This window comes from Polaromonas sp. P4_F6 (assembly GCF_056401275.1).
This window is the reverse complement of record NZ_JBFUJQ010000009.1, coordinates 32,242-53,554: the sequence shown is the minus strand read 5'-3', so window position 1 is coordinate 53,554 and position 21,313 is coordinate 32,242. Positions and strand designations below refer to the sequence as shown.

The following is a 21,313-nucleotide window of genomic DNA, read 5'->3' as shown; positions in this document are numbered from 1 at the left end:
AATATTCCGCGCTAAACGCCGGCTTGTCAAGCCGCGCGCCGCGCCAAGCCTTGAAAGCCGCGTATGCCCCGCAAAGCCCAGATCGAATCCCTGGCCGACAGCCACGCCGCGCCCGGCGGCGCCGCCGCGGTGGACCGCGCCCTGACCCTGCTGTCGGCCTTCCGGGCGGGCGACACCTCGCTGAGCCTGGCGGAACTCGCGAGCCGCACGCAGCTGTACAAAAGTACGACGCTGCGCCTGCTGGCCTCGCTGGAGCACGCGCGCCTGGTGCAGCGCCTGGACGACGGCAACTACGGGCTGGGCAACGAGGTGGCGCGGCTCAACGCGGTGTATGCCGCCTCGTTTTCGCTGGACCGCGTGGTGCTGCCGGTGCTGCGCGAGCTGGTCGCGGCCACCGGCGAGAGCGCGGCCTACCATGTGCGCCAGGGCGAGGCCCGCCTGTGCCTTTACCGGGTGGACTCGCCGCAGCCGATCCGCGACCACATCCGGGCCGGCGACTTGCTGCCCGCCGACCGCGGCACGGGCGCCCGCATCCTGATCGCCTTCGACACCGACAGGGCAAAGGCCGCCGGGCGAAAAGACCACCAGCTTTACGCCAGGATCCGCGAGCAGGGTTACTACACGGCGGTTGGCGACCGGCTGGCCGAGGTGGCCGGCATTTCAGCGCCGGTGTTCAGGGCCGACGGCCTGCTGGCGGGCGCGGTGACACTGACCATGCCGGCCAACCGTTACAGCGAAGCCCATGTCAAGCCGGTGCTTGAGGCCGCCCGCCGCCTGACGGGCCAGCTTTAAGGGGGTGAAGGGTTAAGAGCCTGTATCGGCTCAGCCCTGCGCGGCCAGGGGCTCGATGCGCCACTGGATCTTGAGCGAAAACTGTTCCCCCGGCCCCAGCACACGCAGGCCGGGCTGGCCCGGCAGGTGGAAGGCATCGATGGGCTGCGTGATGGGCTCAAAACAAAAGGCGCTCCCCTGCGGCGGCCGGTAGACCAGGCAGAAGTGCTGCGCGGCGCCGCCGTCGCGCTCAAAGTCCGGCATGCCGGCCGTGACCTGCAGGCCCAGTTCGGGCCAGGCGATGCTGGCCTTGCCGCCCCAGCCGGTGTAGCCGTTGTCGATGAGCGGGCCGTTGGCCGGTGCGCCCCCGTTGAGGTCCCAGCCCGCCGGGAATTCGGTGGTGTGCGCCACCGGCAGCGGGTCGTCACCGCAAAGCCAAAGGCCTTGCACAGGCGCGGTGATCCGCGTTTGCGGCGTGCGCGGGAACCAGGGATGCACGCCCAGGCCATAGGGCAGCGGCGCAATACCCAGGTGGCGCACCTGCACCCGCTGGTCCAGCCCGCCGTCAACCAGCCGGAAGGTCTGCACGGCTTCATAGTCATACGGGTTGCCGTCGAAGCCGTGTGACACCAGCGTCATCACCAGCGTGTCGGCGGCGGGCTGCGAGAGCTCCCAGGGTTGCAGCCAGCCGTCGCCGTGGATGGGATAAGGCTCGCCCTGGCGGTTGGGCCGCATCGCATGAAACTGCCCCGCGTGCCTGAAGCCGCCGCCGCTGATGCGGTTGGACCACGGCACCATGGCAAACGATGCGGTTTGGTAGAGGTCTGCGGTTTTGCCGTCCCAGGGCCGCCAGAGATCCAGCAGCCCTTGCGGACGCTCGAGCTGCCAGGCGGCCACGCTGCCGCCCAGCGAGGGCAGCAGCCCCAAGTGCTGGCCGGCGTGGCGCAGCCAGGCAACAGGGTGTGCGGGATCGGTCATCGAAAGTCTTTCACGGTGAAGGCGGATGGATGCGGATGAAGGGGGGTAGCGGTGCTTTGTTCGCGGCGTCAGCCGCCGAACAGGCCGGCCGGCACGCCCGGGCTGTCCATGGCCACCGCGAACAGGCCGCCGGCCAGCGGCTGCGCGGCGAGTTGCTCCGGCGTGAGCCCGGTGCGGGCCGTGCTGATAAACAGTGTGCGCAGGTCCGGCCCGCCGAAGGCGCAGTTGGTCACATGACTGGTGGGCAGCGGCACGCGGCACAGCTCCTGGGCGGTAACCGGGTCGTGGCAGCTGACGCAGGCTCCACCCCAGTGGGCGATCCACAGGCGGCCTGCCGCGTCGGTGGTCATGCCGTCGGGCACACCATCGCCGGCCGCAAAGGCAAGCCAAAGCCGCTTGTTCGACAAGGTCCCTGCCGCGCTGTCGAAGTCGTAGGCATGGATGCGGCCCTTGACCGTGTCGTTGAAATACAGGCAGCGCCCGTCGGCCGACCAGGTCGGGCCGTTGGTCACCGCAAAACCCTGGTCATGGCAGGTGCAGCGGCCGTCGGGGTCGTAGCGGTACAGCCCGCCGGTGGGGGCCACGCAATCAAAATCCATGGTGCCCGCCCAGAAACTGCCCTGCGCATCACACTTGCCGTCATTGAAGCGATTGCCCGGCAAGGCCAGTTCCGGCTGGTGCAGGTAGTGCGGCTCGCCGCCCGTAGCCGGGTCAAACAGCGCAAAGCCGCGCCGCAGGGTGACGATCAGGCCGGGCGCATGGGCCCGTTCGGCCAGCGCGGAAATTTCCTCGCCAAAAGACCAGCTCTTGCGCTCGCCGGAGGCTGGGTCAAAGCGATGCAGGCGGCGCCCCAGAATGTCCACCCAGTACAGGGCCTGCTCACGCGGCGACCACAAAGTGCCTTCACCCAGCAGGGCCCCCGCCGGGTCCACGCAATGCGCCGTGCCGGGTGCCGGCGTGGCCGCTTGCGGCCCGTGCATGTCCGCGGGGGTATCCTGAATCGATGTCACTGATGTCTCCCTGTTGCGGGCCTGTGCATGGCGCTTTGGCTCTTGACGCGATGCATGATATCAATGCATAGTGATGTTGAAAACCTATTGTTTTTAAATCAATCTATATATAAATTGCAATGTCAAATACTTCGAGCCCCGTCTCCATGCGTTCCGCTCCCGCGAGCGACACCCTCTCCGTCTTTCCCAGCCTGAAAAACCGGTCGGTGTTTGTCACCGGCGGAGGCAGCGGCATAGGCGCCGCCATCGTGACGGCGTTTGCCCAGCAGGGTGCGCGTGTCGCATTCATTGATGTCGCGAAGGAAGCCAGCGAAGCGCTGGCCCAGCAACTGGCGGATGCGGGACATGCGCGCGCCTGGTGGCGCGTTTGCGACGTGCGGGACGTGGCCGCGCTGCAAGCGGCGATCGCCGAGGCGGCGCAGGCGTTGGGCGATTTTTCGGTGCTGGTCAACAACGTGGCCAGCGATGACCGCCACAGCCTGGAATCCGTGACGCCTGCCTACTATGACGAGCGCATCGCGATCAACGAGCGGCCCGCCTTTTTTGCGATCCAGTCGGTGGTGCCCGGCATGCAGCGGCTGGGCGCCGGCTCCATCATCAACCTGGGCTCCACCGGCTGGCAGGGCAAGGGCGCCGGCTACCCCTGCTATGCCATCGCCAAGTCTTCGGTGAACGGCCTGACGCGCGGCCTGGCGAAAACGCTGGGCCGGGACCGCATCCGCGTCAACACCGTGTCGCCGGGCTGGGTCATGACCGAGCGGCAGATCAAGCTCTGGCTGGATGCCGAAGGCGAGAAGGAACTCGAGCGCAACCAGTGCCTGCCCGACAAGCTGCTGCCCCACGACATTGCGCGCATGGTGCTGTTCCTGGCCTCCGACGACGCCGCGATGTGCACCGCGCAGGAGTTCAAGGTGGATGCCGGCTGGGTCTGAGTTTCAAGCCAGGTCTGCTTCCAGCCTGCGGCCGTAGAGCGTCAGGCTCGCCGCCTTCAGCGCCTTCATCATGACCTTGGCGGCGGGTGAAGGCAGCCGGTCGGTGCGGGTGATGATTCCGAAGGCGTCCATATGGCAGGGCATGTCCAGCGGCAGCATCGCGACGAGGCCGTGCGCCGCGTAATACCGCGCCACGTCGGCCGCGACCACGGCCACCATGTCGCTTTGCTGCAGCATGCGCGTGATGAAAAGCAGTGCCGAAGACTCGACCACGTTGATGGGCGGCGCCAGCCCGTCCTCCTGGAACATCAGCTCGAAGCGGTGCCTCAGCACGCTGCCCGCGGGCGGCACGATCCAGGCAGCCGCCACCACGTCGCGCAGGGTCAGGCCCGACACCCCCAGCAAGGGATGGCCCGGCCTGGCCATGGCGCACACCGGCTCCTCGACCAGCGGCTCATAACGCAAATGGGTCTTGTCGTGCTCGGCAAAAAGGCGCGCCACCAGGATGTCGAGCTTGCCCTGCTCCAGCCGCTCCAGCAGCACCGGGCTGGTTTCGATGTCCAGCGAGATGCGCAGGCTGGGGTGCTCCTGCTTGACCACGGCCACCGCGGGTGGCAGCAGGGCCAGCCCCGGCGAGGTGATCGCGCCGACGGCGACATGGCCGAAGTGCCCGGTCTTGAGCGCGGTGAGTTCGTCATGCGCCTGGTTCAGGCTGGCCAGCGCCATGCGCGCATGCCGGATCATGGTTTCGCCATACCAGGTCGGCCGCATGCCGCGGGGCAGGCGCTCGAACAGCGGCACCTCCAGGACGTCTTCCAGGTCCTTGAGCAGCTTGGAAGCCGCCGGCTGGGTCATGCTGAGCACCTGCGCCGCGCGGTGGATATTGCCTTCCTCGGCCAGCGCCACCAGCAACAGCAGCTGCCGGGTTTTGAGCCTTGCGCGTATGAACCAGTGGTTGTAGGTGGTCATCGGGTTTTCCAGAATGCGTAGAGCGATATCAATTCTGTCAAAAAAACGATTAGATTGATATCAAAATCGATTCTAGACTGCGTTGTTATGAAAAAGCATCTCTTCTCATGAGATTCGGCGAACTGCAGCACACCGCCCGGCATTACATCAATGGGCGCTGGGAAACCGGCACCACCACGGGCATCAGCAGCAACCCCTCGGACACCCGCGAAGTGGTGAGCGAGTACGCGCGCGCCGACCGCAACCAGACCGAAGTGGCGATACGCGCGGCCTCCGAGGCCTTGCCGCACTGGAGCCACAGCACCCCGCAGCGCCGCGCCGACGTGCTCGACCAGATAGGCAGCGAGATCCTGGCGCGCAAGGATGAGCTGGGCATGCTGCTGGCGCGGGAAGAAGGTAAAACCTTGCCCGAAGGCGTAGGCGAAGCCGCGCGGGCGGGCCAGATCTTCAAGTTTTTCGCGGGCGAGGCGCTGCGTGTCCAGGGGGAGACCCTGGCGTCGGTGCGGCCCGGCATCCAGGTGGACGTGACGCGCGAACCCGTCGGCGTGGTGGGCATCATCGCGCCGTGGAATTTTCCGCTGGCGATCCCGGCCTGGAAGATCGCGCCGGCACTGGCCTACGGCAACACGGTGGTCTTCAAGCCGGCCGAGCTGGTCGCGACCTGTGCCTGGGCCCTGGCCGAAATCATCAGCCGCTGCGGGCTGCCCGCGGGCGTGTTCAACCTGGTCATGGGCAGCGGCCGGGAAGTCGGGCAGGCGCTGGTTGACCATCCCCTGGTCAATGCGCTGAGTTTTACCGGCTCGGTGGCGACCGGCGAGCGCATCCTTCAGTCCGCGGCCGCGCGCCGCGCCAAGGTGCAGCTTGAAATGGGCGGCAAAAACCCGCTGGTGGTGCTGGCCGATGCCGACCTTGATCAGGCCGTCGAATGCGCGGTGCAAGGTTCGTATTTTTCGACCGGCCAGCGCTGCACCGCCTCGAGTCGCCTGATTGTGGAGGCATCCGTGCACGACGCCTTCGTCGCCCGGCTGCGTCACCGCATCGCCGCGCTCAAGGTGGGCCACGCGCTGGAGCAGGGCATAGAGATAGGGCCCGTGGTCGACCAGGGCCAGCTGGACAACAACCAGTCCTACCTGGAGATAGGGCGCAATGAGGGCGCCGAGCATGTCTGGGGCGGCGAGTTGCTCGAACGCGCCACACCGGGACATTACATGAGCCCGGCGCTTTTCCTGGCCAGGCCGGAGCACCGCATCGCGCGCGAAGAGATCTTCGGGCCGGTGGCCTGTGTGCTGCAGGCCGATGACTTCGAGCACGCGCTGGCCCTGGCCAACGACACGCCCTTCGGCCTGTGCGCGGGCATCTGCACCACCTCCCTGAAGCACGCCGCGCATTTCAAGCGCAACGCCGAGGTCGGCATGACCATGGTGAACCTGCCGACCGCGGGCGTCGACTTTCATGTGCCTTTCGGCGGGCGCAAGGGTTCGAGTTACGGCCCGCGCGAGCAGGGCCGCTACGCCGCGGAGTTTTACACGACGGTCAAGACCGGCTATGTGCTGGCCTGACCCACTTCGGATCACGGGAGACTTGTCAGTTTAATTTCAACCAAAGGAGACAACATGAAGATCCAACGCCGTACCCTCGCCGCAGCGCTCGCCTGCGCCCCCCTTGCCGGTTTGCTGCCGGCTTCCGCATGGGCGCAAAAAGCCATCGTGCTGGGTTTCAGCCAGGTGGGCGCCGAAAGCGAGTGGCGCACCGCCAACACCGAATCCATCAAATCAGCCGCCAAGGACGCCGGCATCGAGCTCAAGTTTTCGGATGCCCAGCAAAAGCAGGAGAACCAGATCAAGGCCATCCGCTCCTTCATCGCGCAAAAGGTGGACGTGATCGCCTTCTCGCCGGTTGTCGAGTCGGGCTGGGAAACCGTGCTGCGCGAAGCCAAGGCCGCGAAGATCCCGGTGGTGCTGACCGACCGTTCCGTCAATGTGAAGGACACCTCGCTGTATGTCTCCTTCATGGGCTCCGACTTTGTCGAAGAAGGCCGCAAGGCGGGCCGCTGGCTGGTGGAGAAAATGAAGGGCACCAGCGGGCAGGTCAACATCGTCGAGCTGCAGGGCACCGTGGGTTCCGCGCCGGCCATAGACCGCAAAAAAGGTTTTGAGGAAATCATCAAAGCCGACCCGAAGTTCAAGATCATCCGTTCGCAGACAGGCGACTTCACCCGGGCCAAGGGCAAGGAAGTGATGGAAGCCTTCCTCAAGGCCGAGGGCAAGAAGATCAATGTGCTGTACGCGCACAACGACGACATGGCCATAGGCGCGATCCAGGCGATTGAAGAAGCCGGCATGAAGCCGGCAAAGGACATCACCATCATCTCCATCGATGCCGTCAAGGGCGCTTTCGAGGCCATGATGGCCGGCAAGCTCAACGTCTCCGTGGAATGCAGCCCCTTGCTGGGCCCGCAATTGATGGCCGCGGTGAAGGACATCAAGGCCGGCAAGCCGGTCCAGAAACGAATCGTTACTGAAGAGGGGATTTTCCCGATGGAAGTGGCAGCCACGGAGTTTCCCAAGCGTAAGTACTGATGGGGCGCCTGCAAGGGCGCGCGGATACTCAAGAATCATTGACAACACACAAGGAGACAATTCATGAAGCGTATTTTTCTGAAGACTTTGCTGGCCAGCCTGGCCCTGGCCGCCGTCGGTATCGCACCGCTGGCCCATGCGCAGGACAAGGGCAGCATCGGCATCTCGATGCCGACCAAGTCCTCTGCCCGCTGGATCGCCGACGGCGACAACATGGTCAAGGTGCTCAAGGAGCGCGGCTACAAGACCGACCTGCAGTACGCCGAGGACGACATCCCGAACCAGCTGGCCCAGATCGAGAACATGATCACCAAGGGCGTGAAGGTGCTGGTGATCGCCTCCATCGACGGCACCACCTTGTCCAAGGCCCTGCAAAACGCGGCCGACAAGGGCATCAAGGTCATTGCCTATGACCGCCTGATCAAGGGTTCCAAGAACGTGGACTACTACGCCACCTTCGACAACTTCCAGGTCGGCGTGCTGCAGGCCACCACCATCGTCGACAAGCTGGGCCTCAAGCAGGGCAAAGGGCCCTTCAACATTGAACTTTTCGGTGGTTCGCCCGACGACAATAACGCTTTCTTCTTCTACGACGGCGCCATGAGCGTGCTAAAGCCCTACATCGACAGCGGCAAGCTGGTGGTGCGCAGCAAGCAAATGGGCATGAACAAGGTGGGCACCCTGCGCTGGGACGGCGCGGTGGCACAGGCGCGCATGGACAACCTGCTGTCGGCTTACTACGGCAAGGAAAAAGTCCACGCAGTGCTGTCGCCGTATGACGGCCTGTCCATCGGCATCCTGTCCTCCCTGAAGGGCGTGGGCTACTGCACCGCGCAGCAACCCTGCCCGGTGGTCAGCGGCCAGGACGCTGAAATTGCTTCCGTCAAGTCCATCCTGAAAGGCGAGCAGTACTCGACCATCTTCAAGGACACGCGCGAGCTGGCCAAGGTTACGGCCAACATGGTGGACGCCATGCTGTCGGGCAAACAGCCCGAGATCAACGACACCAAGACTTACAACAACGGCGTGAAAGTGGTGCCCTCCTACCTGCTCAAACCCGTGGCCGTCGATGCGTCGAACTGGAACCAGGTGCTGATAGGCAGCGGTTACTACAAAGAATCCCAGATCAAGTAAGCATTCGCTGAAAACAAAACGGAACAAACGGCCCCACGCCGCAAGGCGCGGGGCCGTCAACGCCAAGAGGTGGCAATCACCTTGCATCAAAGGACAGGCATTGGAAACGATTCTGGAGATGCGCGACATCCGCAAGACCTTCCCCGGTGTTGTCGCGCTGAACAAGGTCAACCTGCGCGTGCGCGCCGGTGAGATCCATGCCATCGTCGGCGAAAACGGCGCCGGAAAATCGACCCTGATGAAGGTCCTCTCCGGTGTCTACCCGCATGGCTCTTACAGCGGCGACATCGTCTACGAAGGGCAGGAGCGCCGCTTCCTCGGCATCCACGACAGCGAGCAACTGGGCGTCATCATCATCCACCAGGAGCTGGCCCTGGTTCCGCTGCTGTCCATCGCCGAGAACATCTTCCTGGGCAATGAGACCGCGCAGCACGGCGTGATCGACTGGATGGCCGCGCACAGCAAGACGCAGGCCCTGCTGAAAAAAGTCGGCCTCAAGGAATCACCCGCCACGCTGATCACGGACATCGGCGTGGGCAAGCAGCAGCTGGTGGAAATCGCCAAGGCCTTGTCCAGGCAGGTCAAGCTGCTCATCCTCGACGAGCCCACGGCCAGCCTCAACGAAAACGACAGCCAGGCGCTGCTGGACCTGCTGCTCGAACTCAAGGGCCATGGCATCACCTGCATCCTTATTTCGCACAAGCTCAACGAAATTTCACGCGTGGCCGATGCGATCACCATCCTGCGCGACGGCAGCACCGTGGAAACGCTGGACTGCCGCGAAGAGGCCGTCAGCGAGGACCGCGTCATCCGCGGCATGGTGGGCCGCGAGATGGCGGACCGCTACCCGCCGCGCCAGCCGGAAATCGGCGAGACCGTGTTTGAAGTGCGCGACTGGAACGTCTACCACCCGCTGCACACGGACCGGAAATTCATCAAGGGCGTGAGCCTGCAGGTGCGGCGCGGTGAGATCGTCGGCATTGCCGGGCTGATGGGGTCGGGGCGCACGGAGCTTGCCATGAGCATCTTCGGCCGCTCCTGGGGTCGCCGCATCAGCGGCCAGGTGCTGCTGAACGGCAAGCCCATCGACGTCGGCACGGTGGAAAAAGCCGTTCGTCACGGCCTGGCCTATGTGACCGAAGACCGCAAGGGCAACGGGCTGGTGCTGAACGAAGACATCCAGTTCAATGTGTCGCTGGCCAATCTCAAGGGCGTGTCGACCGCGACCGTGATCGACAGCGGCAGCGAATACCAGGTGGCGCAGCGCTACCGGGAAAAACTGCGCATACGCTGCTCCGGCGTGGGCCAGAAAGTCCTCAACCTCTCGGGCGGGAACCAGCAAAAGGTGGTGCTCGGGAAATGGTTGTTCACCAGCCCCGAGGTGCTCATCCTCGATGAGCCCACGCGCGGCATCGACGTGGGCGCCAAGTACGAGATTTACACCCTGATGGCCCAGCTTGCGGCCGAGGGGAAATGCATCATCGTCATTTCTTCGGAAATGCCGGAACTGCTGGGTATGACGGATCGCATCTACGTCATGAACGAAGGCCGCTTCATCGCCGAGATGCCGACGGCCGAGGCCTCCCAGGAAAAAATCATGCGCGCGATCGTGAAAGCAAGCTGAAATGAAGAACGAATCCTCCAACGCCACCATGCCGCCGGCCAAAGCCGCTTCCGCAGGCGACAAATCACCGCTGGACTACCTGAAGCACAACTTCCGCGAGTACGGCATGCTGGTCACGCTGGTGGCCATCATGGCTTTCTTCCAGTACATGACCGAGGGCACGCTGATGCAGCCCCTGAACCTGACCAACCTGGTGCTGCAAAACAGCTACATCGTCATCATGGCGCTGGGCATGCTGCTGGTCATCGTGGCGGGGCACATCGACCTGTCGGTGGGCTCGGTCTGCGGCTTCATAGGCGCATTGGCCGCCGTGCTGATGGTGCAGTACGACTGGAACTTCGTGCCGGCCTCGCTGCTGTGCCTGGCTTGCGGCGCGCTGATAGGCGCGGTGCAGGGGTGGTTCGTCGCCTTCTTCCGGATTCCTTCCTTTATCGTCACGCTGGCGGGCATGCTGGTGTTCAAGGGGCTGGCGCTGGCGCTGCTGCAGGGCCAGTCGGTGGGCCCCTTCCCCGAGTCCTTCCAGAAGCTCAGCTCCGGCTTCATGCCGGACCTGCTGAGCAGCGAAGGCCTGCGCATGACCTCGCTGCTGCTGGGCGTGGTGCTTGCCGCCGTGCTGGCGGCCGCCGGCCTGCGCGCGCGGGCCCGCCAGATCAAGCACGGCATCCAGGCCGAGCCCGCCGCCATCTTTTTTGTCAAAACCGCGCTGTTCGCCGCGCTGCTGGTGTATTTCAGCTACCTGCTGGCGTCCTACCAGGGCCTGCCCAATGTGCTGATCGTGATGGCCGTGCTGATCTTCCTGTTCCATTTCATCACGGGGCACACGACCATAGGGCGGCGCGTCTATGCGCTGGGCGGCAACGAAAAGGCGGCCAAGCTCTCGGGCATCAAGACCGAGCGCCTGTCTTTCTACACCTTCGTGAACATGGGCGTGCTGGCCGCGCTGGCGGGGCTGGTGTTCGCCGCGCGCCTGAACACCGCCACGCCCAAGGCCGGCCTGGGTTTTGAGCTCGACGTGATTGCCGCCTGCTTCATCGGCGGGGCATCGGCCTCGGGCGGCGTCGGCAAGGTCATGGGCGCGGTGATAGGCGCGTTCGTGATGGGCGTGATGAACAACGGCATGTCCATCCTGGGCGTGGGCATCGACTACCAGCAGGTCATCAAGGGTGTGGTGCTGCTGGCCGCCGTGTTTGTCGACGTCTACAACAAAAACAAGGCATGAACCCTGCGGCCGTCCCCAAGGCGAATACCGCAGCGCTAAGCGCCAAGCTTGCCCCATGACCCCGGCCGATACCCCCACCGACGTCGCTCCCGTGCTGGAGCTCTCGGGCATCCACAAGCAGTTTGCCGGCATCGATGCGCTGCGCGATGTGCGCCTGCGCCTGTATCCCGGTGAAATCCATGCCCTGATGGGGCAAAACGGCGCGGGCAAGTCCACGCTCATCAAGGTCCTGACCGGCGTGCTGGAAGCCAGCGGCGGCCGGATGGAGCTGGCCGGCCAGCCGGTGTGGCCGGCTTCTCCCCTGGCCGCGCAGCGCCTGGGCATCAGCACGGTCTACCAGGAAGTCAATCTCTGCCCCAACCTGTCCGTGGCGGAAAACATTTTCGCGGGCCGCTATCCGCGGCGCGGCTTTGCGCAGGGATACGGCATCGCCTGGGCCGAGCTGAACCGCCGCGCGCGCGAACTCGTCGCGCGCGTCGGCCTGGACATCGACGTCACGCGCCTCTTGTCCAGCTACCCGGTCGCGGTGCAGCAATTGGTGGCCATCGCGCGCGCCATCAGCATAGAAGCCAAGGTGCTGATCCTCGACGAGCCCACTTCCAGCCTCGACGACGACGAAGTGCAAAAACTCTTTGAGGTCATGCGCCGCCTGCGCGGCGAAGGCCTGGCCATTGTGTTTGTGACCCACTTCCTGAACCAGGTCTATGCGGTGTCCGACCGCATCACGGTGCTGCGCAACGGCGGCTGGGTCGGGGAATGGCGGGCCAGCGAGCTGGGGCCGCAGGCATTGATCGCGGCCATGCTGGGCCGGGAGCTGGCCGCGCAATCCGCAAGCGCCCCGGCAAGTTCCGCGTTCGATGACGCGGTGCCGGCGCTATTGCAGGCCGAAGGCCTGGGCCAGGCCGGCCAGTTGCAGCCCGTGGACCTGCGCGTGCGTGCCGGCGAGGTATTGGGCCTTGCCGGCCTGCTGGGCGCGGGCCGCACGGAGCTGGCGCGGCTGCTGTTCGGGCTGGAGGCGCCGGACCGCGGGGTGCTCAGGATAGACGGCGAGACAGTGGCTTTCTCCAGCCCCGCCGACGCGATCCGCCATGGCCTGGCCCTGTGCCCCGAGGAGCGCAAGACCGACGGCATCGTGGCCGAGCTGTCGCTGCGCGAAAACATCGCGCTGGCGCTGCAAGCCCGCATGGGCATGCGCCGGTTTTTGTCGCGGGCCGAGCAGACCGCGCTGGCCGAACGTTTTGTCCAGGCCATGGGCATCAAGACCGCGAGTGTGGACACGCCCATAGGCTTGCTGTCGGGCGGCAACCAGCAAAAAGCCATGATCGCGCGCTGGCTCGCGACCGAGCCGCGCCTCTTGATCCTGGACGAACCGACGCGCGGCATCGACGTGGCCGCCAAGCAGGAAATCATGGAGCAGATCCTGCGCCTGGCGCAGGCCGGCATGGCCGTGATCTTTATCTCCTCCGAAATGAGCGAGGTGGTTCGCGTGGCGCACCGCATCGTGGTGCTGCGCGACCGCCGCAAGGTGGGCGAGCTGCCGGCGGGCAGCAGCGAAGACGCCGTTTACGAACTGATTGCGGCTGAACATGTCTGAAAAGAAACCCCTACTGAGCATCATGCGGCACCGGCTGGCCTGGCCGCTGCTTACGCTGCTTTTGCTGCTGGTCGTGAACACGGTGTTCAATGCCAGCTTTCTGCATGTCGAGTGGCGCGACGGCCACCTCTACGGCAGCCTGGTAGACATCCTCAACCGGGCCGCGCCGCTGGTGCTGGTGTCGCTGGGCATGACCATGGTGATCGCCACGCGCGGCATCGACATTTCCGTGGGGGCCGTGGTGGCCATCGCCGCCGCGCTGGCCGCCTGGATGATAGGCGGCTCGGTAGCGGCGGGCGTGAGCCGCTTCCCGATGCCGCTGGCGATTCTGGCGGCGCTGGGCATCGCGCTGCTGTGCGGGCTGTGGAACGGGCTGCTGGTCGCCAGGGTGGGCATGCAGCCCATCATCGCCACGCTGATCCTCATGGTGGCGGGCCGCGGCATCGCGCAGCTCATCACCGGCGGGCAGATCATCACCATTTATTACGCGCCGTTTTTCTTCCTGGGCAGCGGCTACCTGCTGGGCCTGCCTTTCTCGCTGTTTATCGTGGTGCTGGTGTTTGCCCTGCTGTACCTGGCGGTGACGCGCACCGCCCTCGGGCTGTTCATCCAGGCCGTGGGCATCAATCCGACCGCGGCGCGTGTTGCCGGCGTGCAGGCGCGGCGCCTGATCGTCGCGGCCTACGCTTTTTGCGGCCTGTGCGCGGGCATTGCGGGCCTGCTGATCAGCTCCAACGTCAAAAGCGCCGACGGCAACAATGCGGGCCAGCTGCTCGAGCTTGACGCCATCCTGGCGGTCACGCTGGGCGGCACCGCGCTCACCGGCGGGCGCTTCAGCCTGGTGGGCAGCGTGATAGGCGCGCTGATCATCCAGACCCTGACCTATGCCATTTATTCGCTGGGCGTGCCACCCGAGATCAACCTGGTGGTCAAGGCCGTGGTGGTGTTTGCCGTGATGCTGCTGCAGTCGCCGGAGTTTCGGGCCGAGGTCGCCATCTGGGTGCGGCGGCCGGCCCTGCGGGGGATGCGGCCATGAGCGCGACGCTGAAAGCACCTGGCGCAGAGGTCGCGCCCCGGCCGCTGCCGCCGGCTGCGCCGGCTTCGCGCTTCAATCCCAAATACCTGCCGCTGGCGGCCACCATTTCGCTGTTTGTCGCCATGGCGAGCCTGGGCTCGGTGCTCTACACCGGCTTTTTTTCGGCGCAGGTCTTCCTCAACCTGCTGGTGGACAACGCCTTCCTGGTCATCGTCGCCGTGGGCATGACTTTTGTGATTCTTTCGGGCGGTATAGACCTGTCCGTCGGTTCCGTGGTGGCGCTGACCACCATGGTGTCGGCCGCGCTGGTGGAGCACCACGGCTGGAGCCCGGCCGCGGTGATTCCGCTGGTGCTGCTCATGGGCACGGCTTTCGGCGCCTTCATGGGATTTTTGATCGAGCGTTTTCGCCTGCAGCCCTTTATCGTGACGCTGGCCGGGATGTTTCTGGCGCGCGGCCTGTGCTACCTGATCAGTGTCGACTCCATCAGCATCACCAACGAGTTCTATTCGGAGGTCTCGCAGCTGCGCATTCCCCTGTGGGAGGATGCCTCGCTGTCGATCAGCGCCCTGATCGCCGCCTTGGTGCTGCTGGCGGCGGTGTTCATCGCGCACTGCACGCCTTTCGGCCGCACCGTCTATGCCGTCGGCGGCAATGAGCAGTCCGCGCTGCTGATGGGCTTGCCGGTGCGCCGCACGCTGGTGGGGGTTTACACGCTTTCCGGGTTTTGCTCGGCGCTGGCCGGCGTGGTTTTCACCTTCTACATGCTGTCGGGCTATGGGCTGCACGCCACCGGCCTGGAGCTGGACGCCATCGCCGCCGTGGTGATAGGCGGCACCCTGCTCAGCGGCGGCGTGGGGTATGTGGCCGGCACCCTGTTCGGCGTGTTGATGCTGGGCATCATCCAGACCCTGATTTCTTTCGACGGCAGCCTGAGTTCCTGGTGGACGCGCATTGTCGTCGGCGTCCTGCTGTTTGTTTTTTGCCTGCTGCAACGGCTGCTGGTGAAGCGCACACCCACCTCTTCCTGAAACGACCCTACACCACCCCATGACAAGCACCAAAAGAAAATTACGTTCCACCGAATGGTTCGGCTCGGCCGACAAAAACGGCTTTATGTACCGCAGCTGGATGAAGAACCAGGGCATTCCCGACCATGAGTTCGACGGCCGGCCCATCATCGGCATCTGCAACACCTGGTCGGAACTCACGCCCTGCAATGCGCACTTCCGCAAGATCGCCGAGCATGTGAAGCGCGGCATTTCGGAGGCGGGCGGCTTCCCGGTGGAGTTCCCGGTGTTCTCCAACGGCGAGTCCAACCTGCGGCCCACGGCCATGCTCACGCGCAACCTGGCCAGCATGGATGTGGAAGAGGCGATTCGCGGCAATCCGATTGATGCCGTGGTGCTGCTCACCGGCTGCGACAAGACCACGCCCGCATTGCTGATGGGCGCGGCGAGCTGCGACATCCCGGCCATTGTGGTGACCGGCGGGCCCATGCTCAACGGCAAGCTTGAAGGCAAAAACATAGGCTCCGGCACGGCCGTGTGGCAGCTGCACGAGTCGTTGAAGGCGGGTGAAATCCAGCTGCACCAGTTCCTGGCGGCCGAGGGCGGCATGTCGCGTTCCGCCGGCACCTGCAACACCATGGGCACGGCCTCCACCATGGCCTGCATGGCCGAGGCGCTGGGCACTTCGCTGCCGCACAACGCGGCGATTCCCGCGGTCGATGCGCGCCGCTACGTGCTGGCGCAGATGTCGGGCGCGCGTGCCGTCGAGATGGCGCGCGAAGGGCTGACGCTGTCGAAAATCCTCACGCGCGAAGCTTTCGAAAATGCGATCCGCGTCAACGCCGCCATAGGCGGCTCCACCAACGCGGTGATCCACCTCAAGGCCATCGCCGGCCGCATCGGCGTGCAACTGGACCTGGAAGACTGGACGCGCATAGGCCGCAACACGCCCACCCTGGTCGACCTGCAGCCTTCCGGCCGTTTCCTGATGGAAGAGTTTTATTACGCCGGCGGCCTGCCCGCCGTGCTGCGCCGCCTGGGGGAGAACGGCCTGCTGCCGCATCCCAATGCACTCACCGTCAACGGCCGGGCTCTATGGGACAACGTGCGCGAGGCCCCGCAGTACAACGACGAGGTGATCCGTCCACTCGACAATCCCTTGATCGCTGATGGCGGCATTTGCATACTGCGCGGCAACCTGGCGCCGCGCGGCGCGGTGCTCAAACCTTCCGCGGCCTCACCGGAGCTGCTCAAGCACCGCGGCCGCGCGGTCGTGTTCGAGAACCTGGAGCACTACAAGGAGCGCATCGTCGACGAGAACCTCGACATTGACGCCAGCTGCGTCATGGTCATGAAAAACTGCGGGCCCAAGGGCTACCCCGGCATGGCCGAGGTCGGCAACATGGGCCTGCCGCCCAAGCTGCTGCGCCAAGGTGTCAAGGACATGGTGCGGATCTCCGACGCGCGCATGAGCGGCACCGCCTACGGCACCGTGGTGCTGCACGTGGCGCCCGAAGCCGCGGCCGGCGGGCCGCTGGCCGCCGTGCGCGACGGCGACTGGATAGAACTCGACTGCGAGCAGGGCCGCCTGCACCTGGACATCAGCGATGCCGAACTTGCCGAACGCCTCGCGGCGCTGCAGGGCAAGGCCGCCGCGGGCATGCGCGGCGGCTACCAGCGCCTGTACGTCGACCACGTGCTGCAAGCCGACGAGGGCTGCGATTTTGGTTTCCTGGTCGGCTGCCGCGGCTCCGAAGTTCCCCGCCATTCCCACTAGGCAGCCGGTCTGCGAACCTGTGAAGCTTCCTCCAACCTGACCCCCTACCTCTATGACCACGCCCCGCCAGCCGCGCTACCGCGGCATCTTCCCCGTCGCTCCCACCACCTTCACCGAAACCGGCGAGCTGGACCTAGAGAGCCAGAAGCGTTGCATCGACTTCATGATCGACGCCGGCTCCGACGGCATCTGCATCCTGGCCAACTTCTCCGAGCAGTTCGTGCTGTCGGACGAAGAGCGCGAAACCCTGACCCGCACCGTCCTCGAACATGTGGCCGGGCGCGTACCGGTGATCGTGACCACCACCCACTTCGGCACCAAGATCTGCGCCGAGCGCAGCCGCCGCGCGCAGGACATGGGCGCAGCCATGCTGATGGTCATGCCGCCCTACCACGGCGCCACTTTTCGCGTCAGCGAGCCTCAGATCTACGAGTTTTATGCGCGCCTGTCGGATGCGGTGAACATCCCCATCATGATCCAGGATGCGCCCGCCAGCGGCACCGTGCTGTCGGCCTGCTTCCTCGCGCGCATGGCCCGCGAGATCGAACACGTCGCCTATTTCAAGATCGAGACCGCCGGCGCGGCGTCCAAACTGCGCGAGCTGATCCGCCTGGGCGGCCGCGCCGTGGAGGGGCCCTGGGACGGCGAGGAGGCCATCACGCTGCTGCCCGACCTCGACGCCGGCGCGACCGGCTCCATGACCGGCGGCGGTTACCCCGACGGCATTCGTCCCATCATCGAGGCGCACCGCGCCGGTGACCACGAAAAAGCCTACGCCCTTTACCAGCAGTGGCTGCCCTTGATCAATTTCGAAAACCGCCAGGCCGGGCTGCTGGCCGCCAAGGCCTTGATGAAGGAAGGCGGCGTGATTGCCTGCGAGGCGCCGCGCCATCCTTTCCCGGCCATGCATCCGGATACGCGCGCCGGGCTGCTGGCCACCGCCAGGCGGCTGGATCCGCTGGTGCTGCGCTGGGGGCGCTAGGCGCCGGGGCCGCCCCGGGCGCGGGGTCCAGGCCTGCGCCGTCGCTACCGGCCAATGGCTTGTTGGCGAAATTACGGCTGTAAATGTCATGGATTAAGCGATTTCACGTTAATTAATCGCGGTCCTTGTATCAAATACAGTAGAGGGCCATGGAAAAGCCCCGTTCCCATCCGCCCGCCGCGCTACGCGCGGTGCTGTTCGACGCCTATGGCACCCTGTTCGACGTGTACAGCGTGGGCCTGCTGGCCGAGCAGCTGTTCCCCGGAAAAGGCCAGGCGCTGGGCCTGCTGTGGCGCGACAAACAGATCGAATACACACGGCTGGTGACCACCAGCAACGGTGGCGCGCACTACCAGCCGTTCTGGGAGCTCACGCGCGCCGGCCTGCGTTATGCCTGCAAGCGCCTGGGCCTGGACCTGGGGCCGGGCCAGGAAGACCAGCTCATGAACCAGTACCGCCACCTGTCGGCCTTTCCGGAAAACCGGGAGGTCCTGCAGGCCCTGAAGGCGCGCGGCGTGGTCACCGGCATCCTGTCCAACGGCGACCCGTCCATGCTGGGCGTGGCAGTGCGCTCCGCCGGGCTTGAGGGCCTGCTGGACCACGTGATCAGCGTGGACGGCATCCGCAAATACAAGACCGCCCCCGAGGCCTACGCGCTGGGGCTTGAGGCCACCGGGCTGGAGGCCAGGCAGATCGCCTTCGTGAGCTGCAACGGCTGGGATGCGCTGGCCGCCACCTGGTACGGCTACCGCACGCTGTGGGTCAACCGCTACCAGCTGCCGTTCGAAGAACTGGGCACGCAGCCCGTGTACACCGGCAGCAGCCTGCGCGATGTGCTGGCGCTGCCTTTCCATTGACACCCGTTTTACGTTTTATTCTTGGTTTATTGAAAAAAGGGACAACACCATGAGCACCCACTCCGCCAGCAACACCGCGCGCACCGCCAGCTACCGCCTTCAGGTCGCGACGGAGCTTTACCGCTTCATCGAGGACCATGTGCTGCCCGGCACCGGCGTAGCCAGCAGCGCGTTCTGGAAAGGCTTTGACGGCATCGTGGCCGACCTGGCCCCGAAAAACATCGCCCTGCTGGCCGAGCGCGACCGCCTGCAGGCTGAGCTCGACGCCTGGCACAAGGCCAACCCCGGCCCCATCGCCGACATGGCGGCCTACCGCGGCTTCCTGGAAAAGATCGGCTACCTGGTGCCGCAGCCCAAAAAAGTCGGCATCACGACGGCCAAGGTGGACGACGAGCTGGCGCTGCAGGCCGGCCCCCAGCTTGTGGTGCCCATCCTGAACGCGCGCTACGCGCTCAACGCGGCCAACGCGCGCTGGGGCAGCCTTTATGACGCGCTCTACGGCACCGATGTGATCGCCGAAACCGACGGCGCCGAAAAAGGCAAGGGCTACAACCCGGTGCGCGGCGCCAAGGTGATTGAATACGCGCGTTACGTGCTGGACCGCACCGTGCCGCTGAAAAAAGGCTCCCACATCGACTCGACCGGCTACGCGGTCAGGGGCGGCGAGCTGGTCGTCACGCTCAAGGACGGCAAGAAGGGCCAGAAGACCACCACGCTCAAGGACAGCAGCCAGTTCGTGGGCTACCAGGGCAAGACCTCGGAGCCCACGTCGGTGCTGCTGCAGCACAACGGCCTGCACCTGGACATCCGCATGGACCGCGACACCCCCATAGGCCGCACGGACGCGGCCGGCGTGAGCGACCTGGTTGTCGAAGCGGCGCTGTCGACGATCCTGGACCTGGAGGACTCTGTCGCCGTGGTCGACGCCCAGGACAAGGTGCTGGCCTACCGCAACTGGCTGGGCATTTTGCAGGGCACGCTGACCGAAAGCGTGACCAAGGACGGCAAGACCTTCACCCGCGGCCTGAACCCGGACCGTGAATACACCTCGCCCAAGGGCCAGCCCGTCACCTTGCACGGCCGCTCGCTGATGTTCGTGCGCAACGTCGGCCACTTGATGACCAACCCGGCGGTGCTGTACACCGGGGCGGACGGCGCCACGCGCGAAATCCCCGAAGGCATCCTGGACGCCGTGGTCACGACCACGATCGCCATCCACGACCTCAAGCGCAAGGGCAAGCCCGGCATCAAGAATTCGCGCAAAGGCTCGGTCTACATCGTCAAGCCCAAGATGCACGGCCCGGCCGAGGTCGCGTTTGCCGCCGAACTCTTCAGCCGCGTTGAAAAAATGCTGGGCCTGCCGGGCAGCACCGTCAAGCTCGGCATCATGGACGAAGAGCGCCGCACCAGCGTCAACCTCAAGGCCTGCATCGCCGCCGCTTCCAGCCGGGTGGCCTTCATCAACACCGGCTTCCTGGACCGCACCGGCGACGAGATGCATACCGCCATGCATGCCGGCCCCATGATCCGCAAGGGCGACATGAAGACCAGCGCCTGGATCGCGGCCTATGAGAAAAACAACGTGCTGGTGGGCTTGTCCTGCGGCCTGCGCGGCAAGGCGCAGATCGGCAAGGGCATGTGGGCCATGCCCGACCTCATGAAGGCCATGATGGAGCAGAAGATCGCCCACCCCAAAGCCGGCGCCAACACCGCCTGGGTACCCAGCCCCACGGGCGCCACGCTGCACGCGCTGCACTACCACCAGGTCAAGGTCGGCAAGGTGCAAAGAGAGCTGGAAAGGGTGGACGCCAACAAGGAGCGCGACGCGCTGCTTAACGGCTTGCTGCAAATCCCCGTGACACGCACGCCGGCCTGGAGCGCCGAAGCCAAACAGCAGGAGCTGGACAACAACGCCCAGGGCATCCTCGGCTACGTGGTGCGCTGGATAGACCAGGGCGTGGGCTGCTCCAAGGTGCCCGACATCCACAACGTGGGCCTGATGGAAGACCGCGCCACGCTGCGCATCTCAAGCCAGCACATGGCCAACTGGCTGCTGCACGGTGTGGTCACCCAGGCTCAGGTGACGGAAACCTTTGAACGCATGGCCGCCGTGGTTGACAGGCAAAACGCCGGCGACCCGCTGTACAAGCCCATGGCCGGGCACTTTGGCAGCTCGGCGGCCTACAAGGCGGCCTGCGACCTGGTCTTCAAGGGCCTGGAGCAGCCCAGCGGCTACACCGAGCCCTTGCTGCACGCCTGGCGCTTGAAGGTGAAGGCCGGGACAGCTTAAAGCTCGCCCGCATCCACCAGCTGCCGCTGCCGGATCACCACGCGCAGGCTGGGATGGCCCGGCCTGCCCGAGCGGAACAGCATCACCTCGGCGTCCGCGCCGGTCCATGATGCGCTGTCGGCCGCGGCGCCCGGCGCGGCGCCGAAGGCCGCCAGTTCCGGGCCCAGCTTTGCGCGCAGCGACTGCAGCAAGGCCGCCTGGGCTTTGGCCAGTGCTTCCTCGGCGCCCGGGCCGGAGGCGGGGTTGAGCAGCACCAAGTCCATCTGCGCGAGCTTCTGGTGCGCGAAAAACAGGGTCTGCTCGAAATGGGCGCCCTCGCAGAGCGCGTCGGGCACACGCAGCGAGCCCAGCGCGCCCGAGGGCAAACGCCGTGGGGACCGCACCGGCTGGGCGCCGGGCAGGGCGGCGGTGACCTGTTCGGGGCTCATGCCCAGCAGGGCGGCGTTGTCCAGCACGGTATGGGACCAGGCGCTGGCACACATCCAGAGCGCGCTGGCCGCCAGCCAGGGCAGCCGAAAACTGGCGAAAACAGGCCCAAATGACGCCAAAAC

18 protein-coding genes are annotated in these 21,313 nt (G+C 65.5%); 14 read left to right on the top strand and 4 right to left on the bottom strand.

The features are described 5' to 3' along the window. Window positions 1-63 precede the first annotated feature (63 nt). A complete protein-coding gene (locus AC1DUN_RS19220; RefSeq protein ID WP_477715360.1) occupies window positions 64-792 on the top strand; it encodes an IclR family transcriptional regulator in 729 nt (242 codons plus the stop codon). Between the two features lie 30 nt (window positions 793-822). On the opposite strand, the gene AC1DUN_RS19215 is transcribed toward AC1DUN_RS19220, so the two are convergent. After that, window positions 823-1,749: an aldose 1-epimerase gene (locus AC1DUN_RS19215; RefSeq protein ID WP_477715359.1), complete on the bottom strand. Its 927-nt coding sequence runs from the start codon at window positions 1,747-1,749 to the stop codon at window positions 823-825. Between the two features lie 68 nt (window positions 1,750-1,817). Next, complete coding sequence (locus AC1DUN_RS19210) at window positions 1,818-2,729, bottom strand: SMP-30/gluconolactonase/LRE family protein (RefSeq protein ID WP_477715483.1); 912 nt, start codon at window positions 2,727-2,729, stop codon at window positions 1,818-1,820. A gap of 149 nt (window positions 2,730-2,878) precedes the next feature. Between AC1DUN_RS19210 and AC1DUN_RS19205 the strand changes: the two genes are divergently transcribed. Further along, the gene (locus AC1DUN_RS19205; RefSeq protein WP_477715358.1) at window positions 2,879-3,691 is read left to right on the top strand and encodes an SDR family NAD(P)-dependent oxidoreductase; all 813 of its coding nucleotides are present in this window, start codon (window positions 2,879-2,881) and stop codon (window positions 3,689-3,691) included. A gap of 3 nt (window positions 3,692-3,694) precedes the next feature. On the opposite strand, the gene AC1DUN_RS19200 is transcribed toward AC1DUN_RS19205, so the two are convergent. Continuing rightward, on the bottom strand, window positions 3,695-4,660 hold the full coding sequence (locus AC1DUN_RS19200; RefSeq protein ID WP_477715357.1) for a LysR substrate-binding domain-containing protein: 966 nt from the start codon (window positions 4,658-4,660) through the stop codon (window positions 3,695-3,697). A gap of 107 nt (window positions 4,661-4,767) precedes the next feature. Between AC1DUN_RS19200 and AC1DUN_RS19195 the strand changes: the two genes are divergently transcribed. The 12 genes from AC1DUN_RS19195 to AC1DUN_RS19140 all read left to right on the top strand — a co-directional run bounded on the left by AC1DUN_RS19195 (window position 4,768) and on the right by AC1DUN_RS19140 (window position 20,762). Beyond that, a complete protein-coding gene (locus AC1DUN_RS19195) occupies window positions 4,768-6,219 on the top strand; it encodes an aldehyde dehydrogenase family protein (protein WP_477715356.1) in 1,452 nt (483 codons plus the stop codon). Window positions 6,220-6,273: 54 nt separating this feature from the next. After that, entirely contained in the window at window positions 6,274-7,239 is a 966-nt protein-coding gene (locus AC1DUN_RS19190) for an ABC transporter substrate-binding protein (protein WP_477715355.1), read from the top strand. A gap of 63 nt (window positions 7,240-7,302) precedes the next feature. Continuing rightward, entirely contained in the window at window positions 7,303-8,373 is a 1,071-nt protein-coding gene (gene chvE, locus AC1DUN_RS19185; protein ID WP_477662875.1) for a multiple monosaccharide ABC transporter substrate-binding protein, read from the top strand. Window positions 8,374-8,491: 118 nt separating this feature from the next. Then, window positions 8,492-9,997 carry a multiple monosaccharide ABC transporter ATP-binding protein gene (mmsA, locus tag AC1DUN_RS19180; RefSeq protein WP_477715482.1) on the top strand — a complete coding sequence of 502 codons (1,506 nt, stop codon included), beginning with the start codon at window positions 8,492-8,494 and terminating at the stop codon, window positions 9,995-9,997. A 1-nt stretch (window position 9,998) separates the two neighbouring features. After that, entirely contained in the window at window positions 9,999-11,216 is a 1,218-nt protein-coding gene (mmsB, locus tag AC1DUN_RS19175; RefSeq protein WP_477715354.1) for a multiple monosaccharide ABC transporter permease, read from the top strand. Between the two features lie 55 nt (window positions 11,217-11,271). Continuing rightward, window positions 11,272-12,810: a sugar ABC transporter ATP-binding protein gene (locus AC1DUN_RS19170; protein ID WP_477715353.1), complete on the top strand. Its 1,539-nt coding sequence runs from the start codon at window positions 11,272-11,274 to the stop codon at window positions 12,808-12,810. After that, window positions 12,803-13,846, top strand: coding sequence for an ABC transporter permease (locus tag AC1DUN_RS19165; RefSeq protein ID WP_477715352.1), 1,044 nt, complete (start codon window positions 12,803-12,805; stop codon window positions 13,844-13,846). The genes AC1DUN_RS19170 and AC1DUN_RS19165 overlap by 8 nt, the downstream gene beginning before the upstream one ends. Next, a complete protein-coding gene (gene yjfF / locus AC1DUN_RS19160; RefSeq protein ID WP_477715351.1) occupies window positions 13,843-14,877 on the top strand; it encodes a galactofuranose ABC transporter, permease protein YjfF in 1,035 nt (344 codons plus the stop codon). Before AC1DUN_RS19165 ends, yjfF begins: the two co-directional genes overlap by 4 nt. Before the next feature lie 19 nt (window positions 14,878-14,896). Further along, entirely contained in the window at window positions 14,897-16,633 is a 1,737-nt protein-coding gene (locus tag AC1DUN_RS19155; protein WP_477715350.1) for an IlvD/Edd family dehydratase, read from the top strand. Window positions 16,634-16,685: 52 nt separating this feature from the next. Next, on the top strand, window positions 16,686-17,615 hold the full coding sequence (locus AC1DUN_RS19150; protein WP_477715349.1) for a dihydrodipicolinate synthase family protein: 930 nt from the start codon (window positions 16,686-16,688) through the stop codon (window positions 17,613-17,615). A 149-nt stretch (window positions 17,616-17,764) separates the two neighbouring features. Next, a complete protein-coding gene (locus AC1DUN_RS19145; protein WP_477662868.1) occupies window positions 17,765-18,472 on the top strand; it encodes a haloacid dehalogenase type II in 708 nt (235 codons plus the stop codon). Between the two features lie 49 nt (window positions 18,473-18,521). Beyond that, window positions 18,522-20,762: a malate synthase G gene (locus AC1DUN_RS19140; protein WP_477715348.1), complete on the top strand. Its 2,241-nt coding sequence runs from the start codon at window positions 18,522-18,524 to the stop codon at window positions 20,760-20,762. Here the strand turns inward: AC1DUN_RS19140 and AC1DUN_RS19135 are convergent. Beyond that, entirely contained in the window at window positions 20,759-21,310 is a 552-nt protein-coding gene (locus tag AC1DUN_RS19135; RefSeq protein ID WP_477715347.1) for a hypothetical protein, read from the bottom strand. The two genes, AC1DUN_RS19140 and AC1DUN_RS19135, sit on opposite strands and share 4 nt — an antisense overlap. Window positions 21,311-21,313: the final 3 nt, after the last annotated feature.

Excerpts from the sequence above, each read along its gene's own strand:
- AC1DUN_RS19220 (WP_477715360.1), top strand. The coding sequence starts at position 64 with ATGCCCCGCAAAGCCCAGATCGAATCCCTGGCCGACAGCCACGCCGCG.
- AC1DUN_RS19215 (WP_477715359.1), bottom strand. The coding sequence starts at position 1,749 with ATGACCGATCCCGCACACCCTGTTGCCTGGCTGCGCCACGCCGGCCAG.
- AC1DUN_RS19210 (WP_477715483.1), bottom strand. The coding sequence starts at position 2,729 with ATGCACGGGCCGCAAGCGGCCACGCCGGCACCCGGCACGGCGCATTGC.
- AC1DUN_RS19205 (WP_477715358.1), top strand. The coding sequence starts at position 2,879 with ATGTCAAATACTTCGAGCCCCGTCTCCATGCGTTCCGCTCCCGCGAGC.
- AC1DUN_RS19200 (WP_477715357.1), bottom strand. The coding sequence starts at position 4,660 with ATGACCACCTACAACCACTGGTTCATACGCGCAAGGCTCAAAACCCGG.
- AC1DUN_RS19195 (WP_477715356.1), top strand. The coding sequence starts at position 4,768 with ATGAGATTCGGCGAACTGCAGCACACCGCCCGGCATTACATCAATGGG.
- AC1DUN_RS19190 (WP_477715355.1), top strand. The coding sequence starts at position 6,274 with ATGAAGATCCAACGCCGTACCCTCGCCGCAGCGCTCGCCTGCGCCCCC.
- chvE (WP_477662875.1), top strand. The coding sequence starts at position 7,303 with ATGAAGCGTATTTTTCTGAAGACTTTGCTGGCCAGCCTGGCCCTGGCC.
- mmsA (WP_477715482.1), top strand. The coding sequence starts at position 8,492 with ATGCGCGACATCCGCAAGACCTTCCCCGGTGTTGTCGCGCTGAACAAG.
- mmsB (WP_477715354.1), top strand. The coding sequence starts at position 9,999 with ATGAAGAACGAATCCTCCAACGCCACCATGCCGCCGGCCAAAGCCGCT.
- AC1DUN_RS19170 (WP_477715353.1), top strand. The coding sequence starts at position 11,272 with ATGACCCCGGCCGATACCCCCACCGACGTCGCTCCCGTGCTGGAGCTC.
- AC1DUN_RS19165 (WP_477715352.1), top strand. The coding sequence starts at position 12,803 with ATGTCTGAAAAGAAACCCCTACTGAGCATCATGCGGCACCGGCTGGCC.
- yjfF (WP_477715351.1), top strand. The coding sequence starts at position 13,843 with ATGAGCGCGACGCTGAAAGCACCTGGCGCAGAGGTCGCGCCCCGGCCG.
- AC1DUN_RS19155 (WP_477715350.1), top strand. The coding sequence starts at position 14,897 with ATGACAAGCACCAAAAGAAAATTACGTTCCACCGAATGGTTCGGCTCG.
- AC1DUN_RS19150 (WP_477715349.1), top strand. The coding sequence starts at position 16,686 with ATGACCACGCCCCGCCAGCCGCGCTACCGCGGCATCTTCCCCGTCGCT.
- AC1DUN_RS19145 (WP_477662868.1), top strand. The coding sequence starts at position 17,765 with ATGGAAAAGCCCCGTTCCCATCCGCCCGCCGCGCTACGCGCGGTGCTG.
- AC1DUN_RS19140 (WP_477715348.1), top strand. The coding sequence starts at position 18,522 with ATGAGCACCCACTCCGCCAGCAACACCGCGCGCACCGCCAGCTACCGC.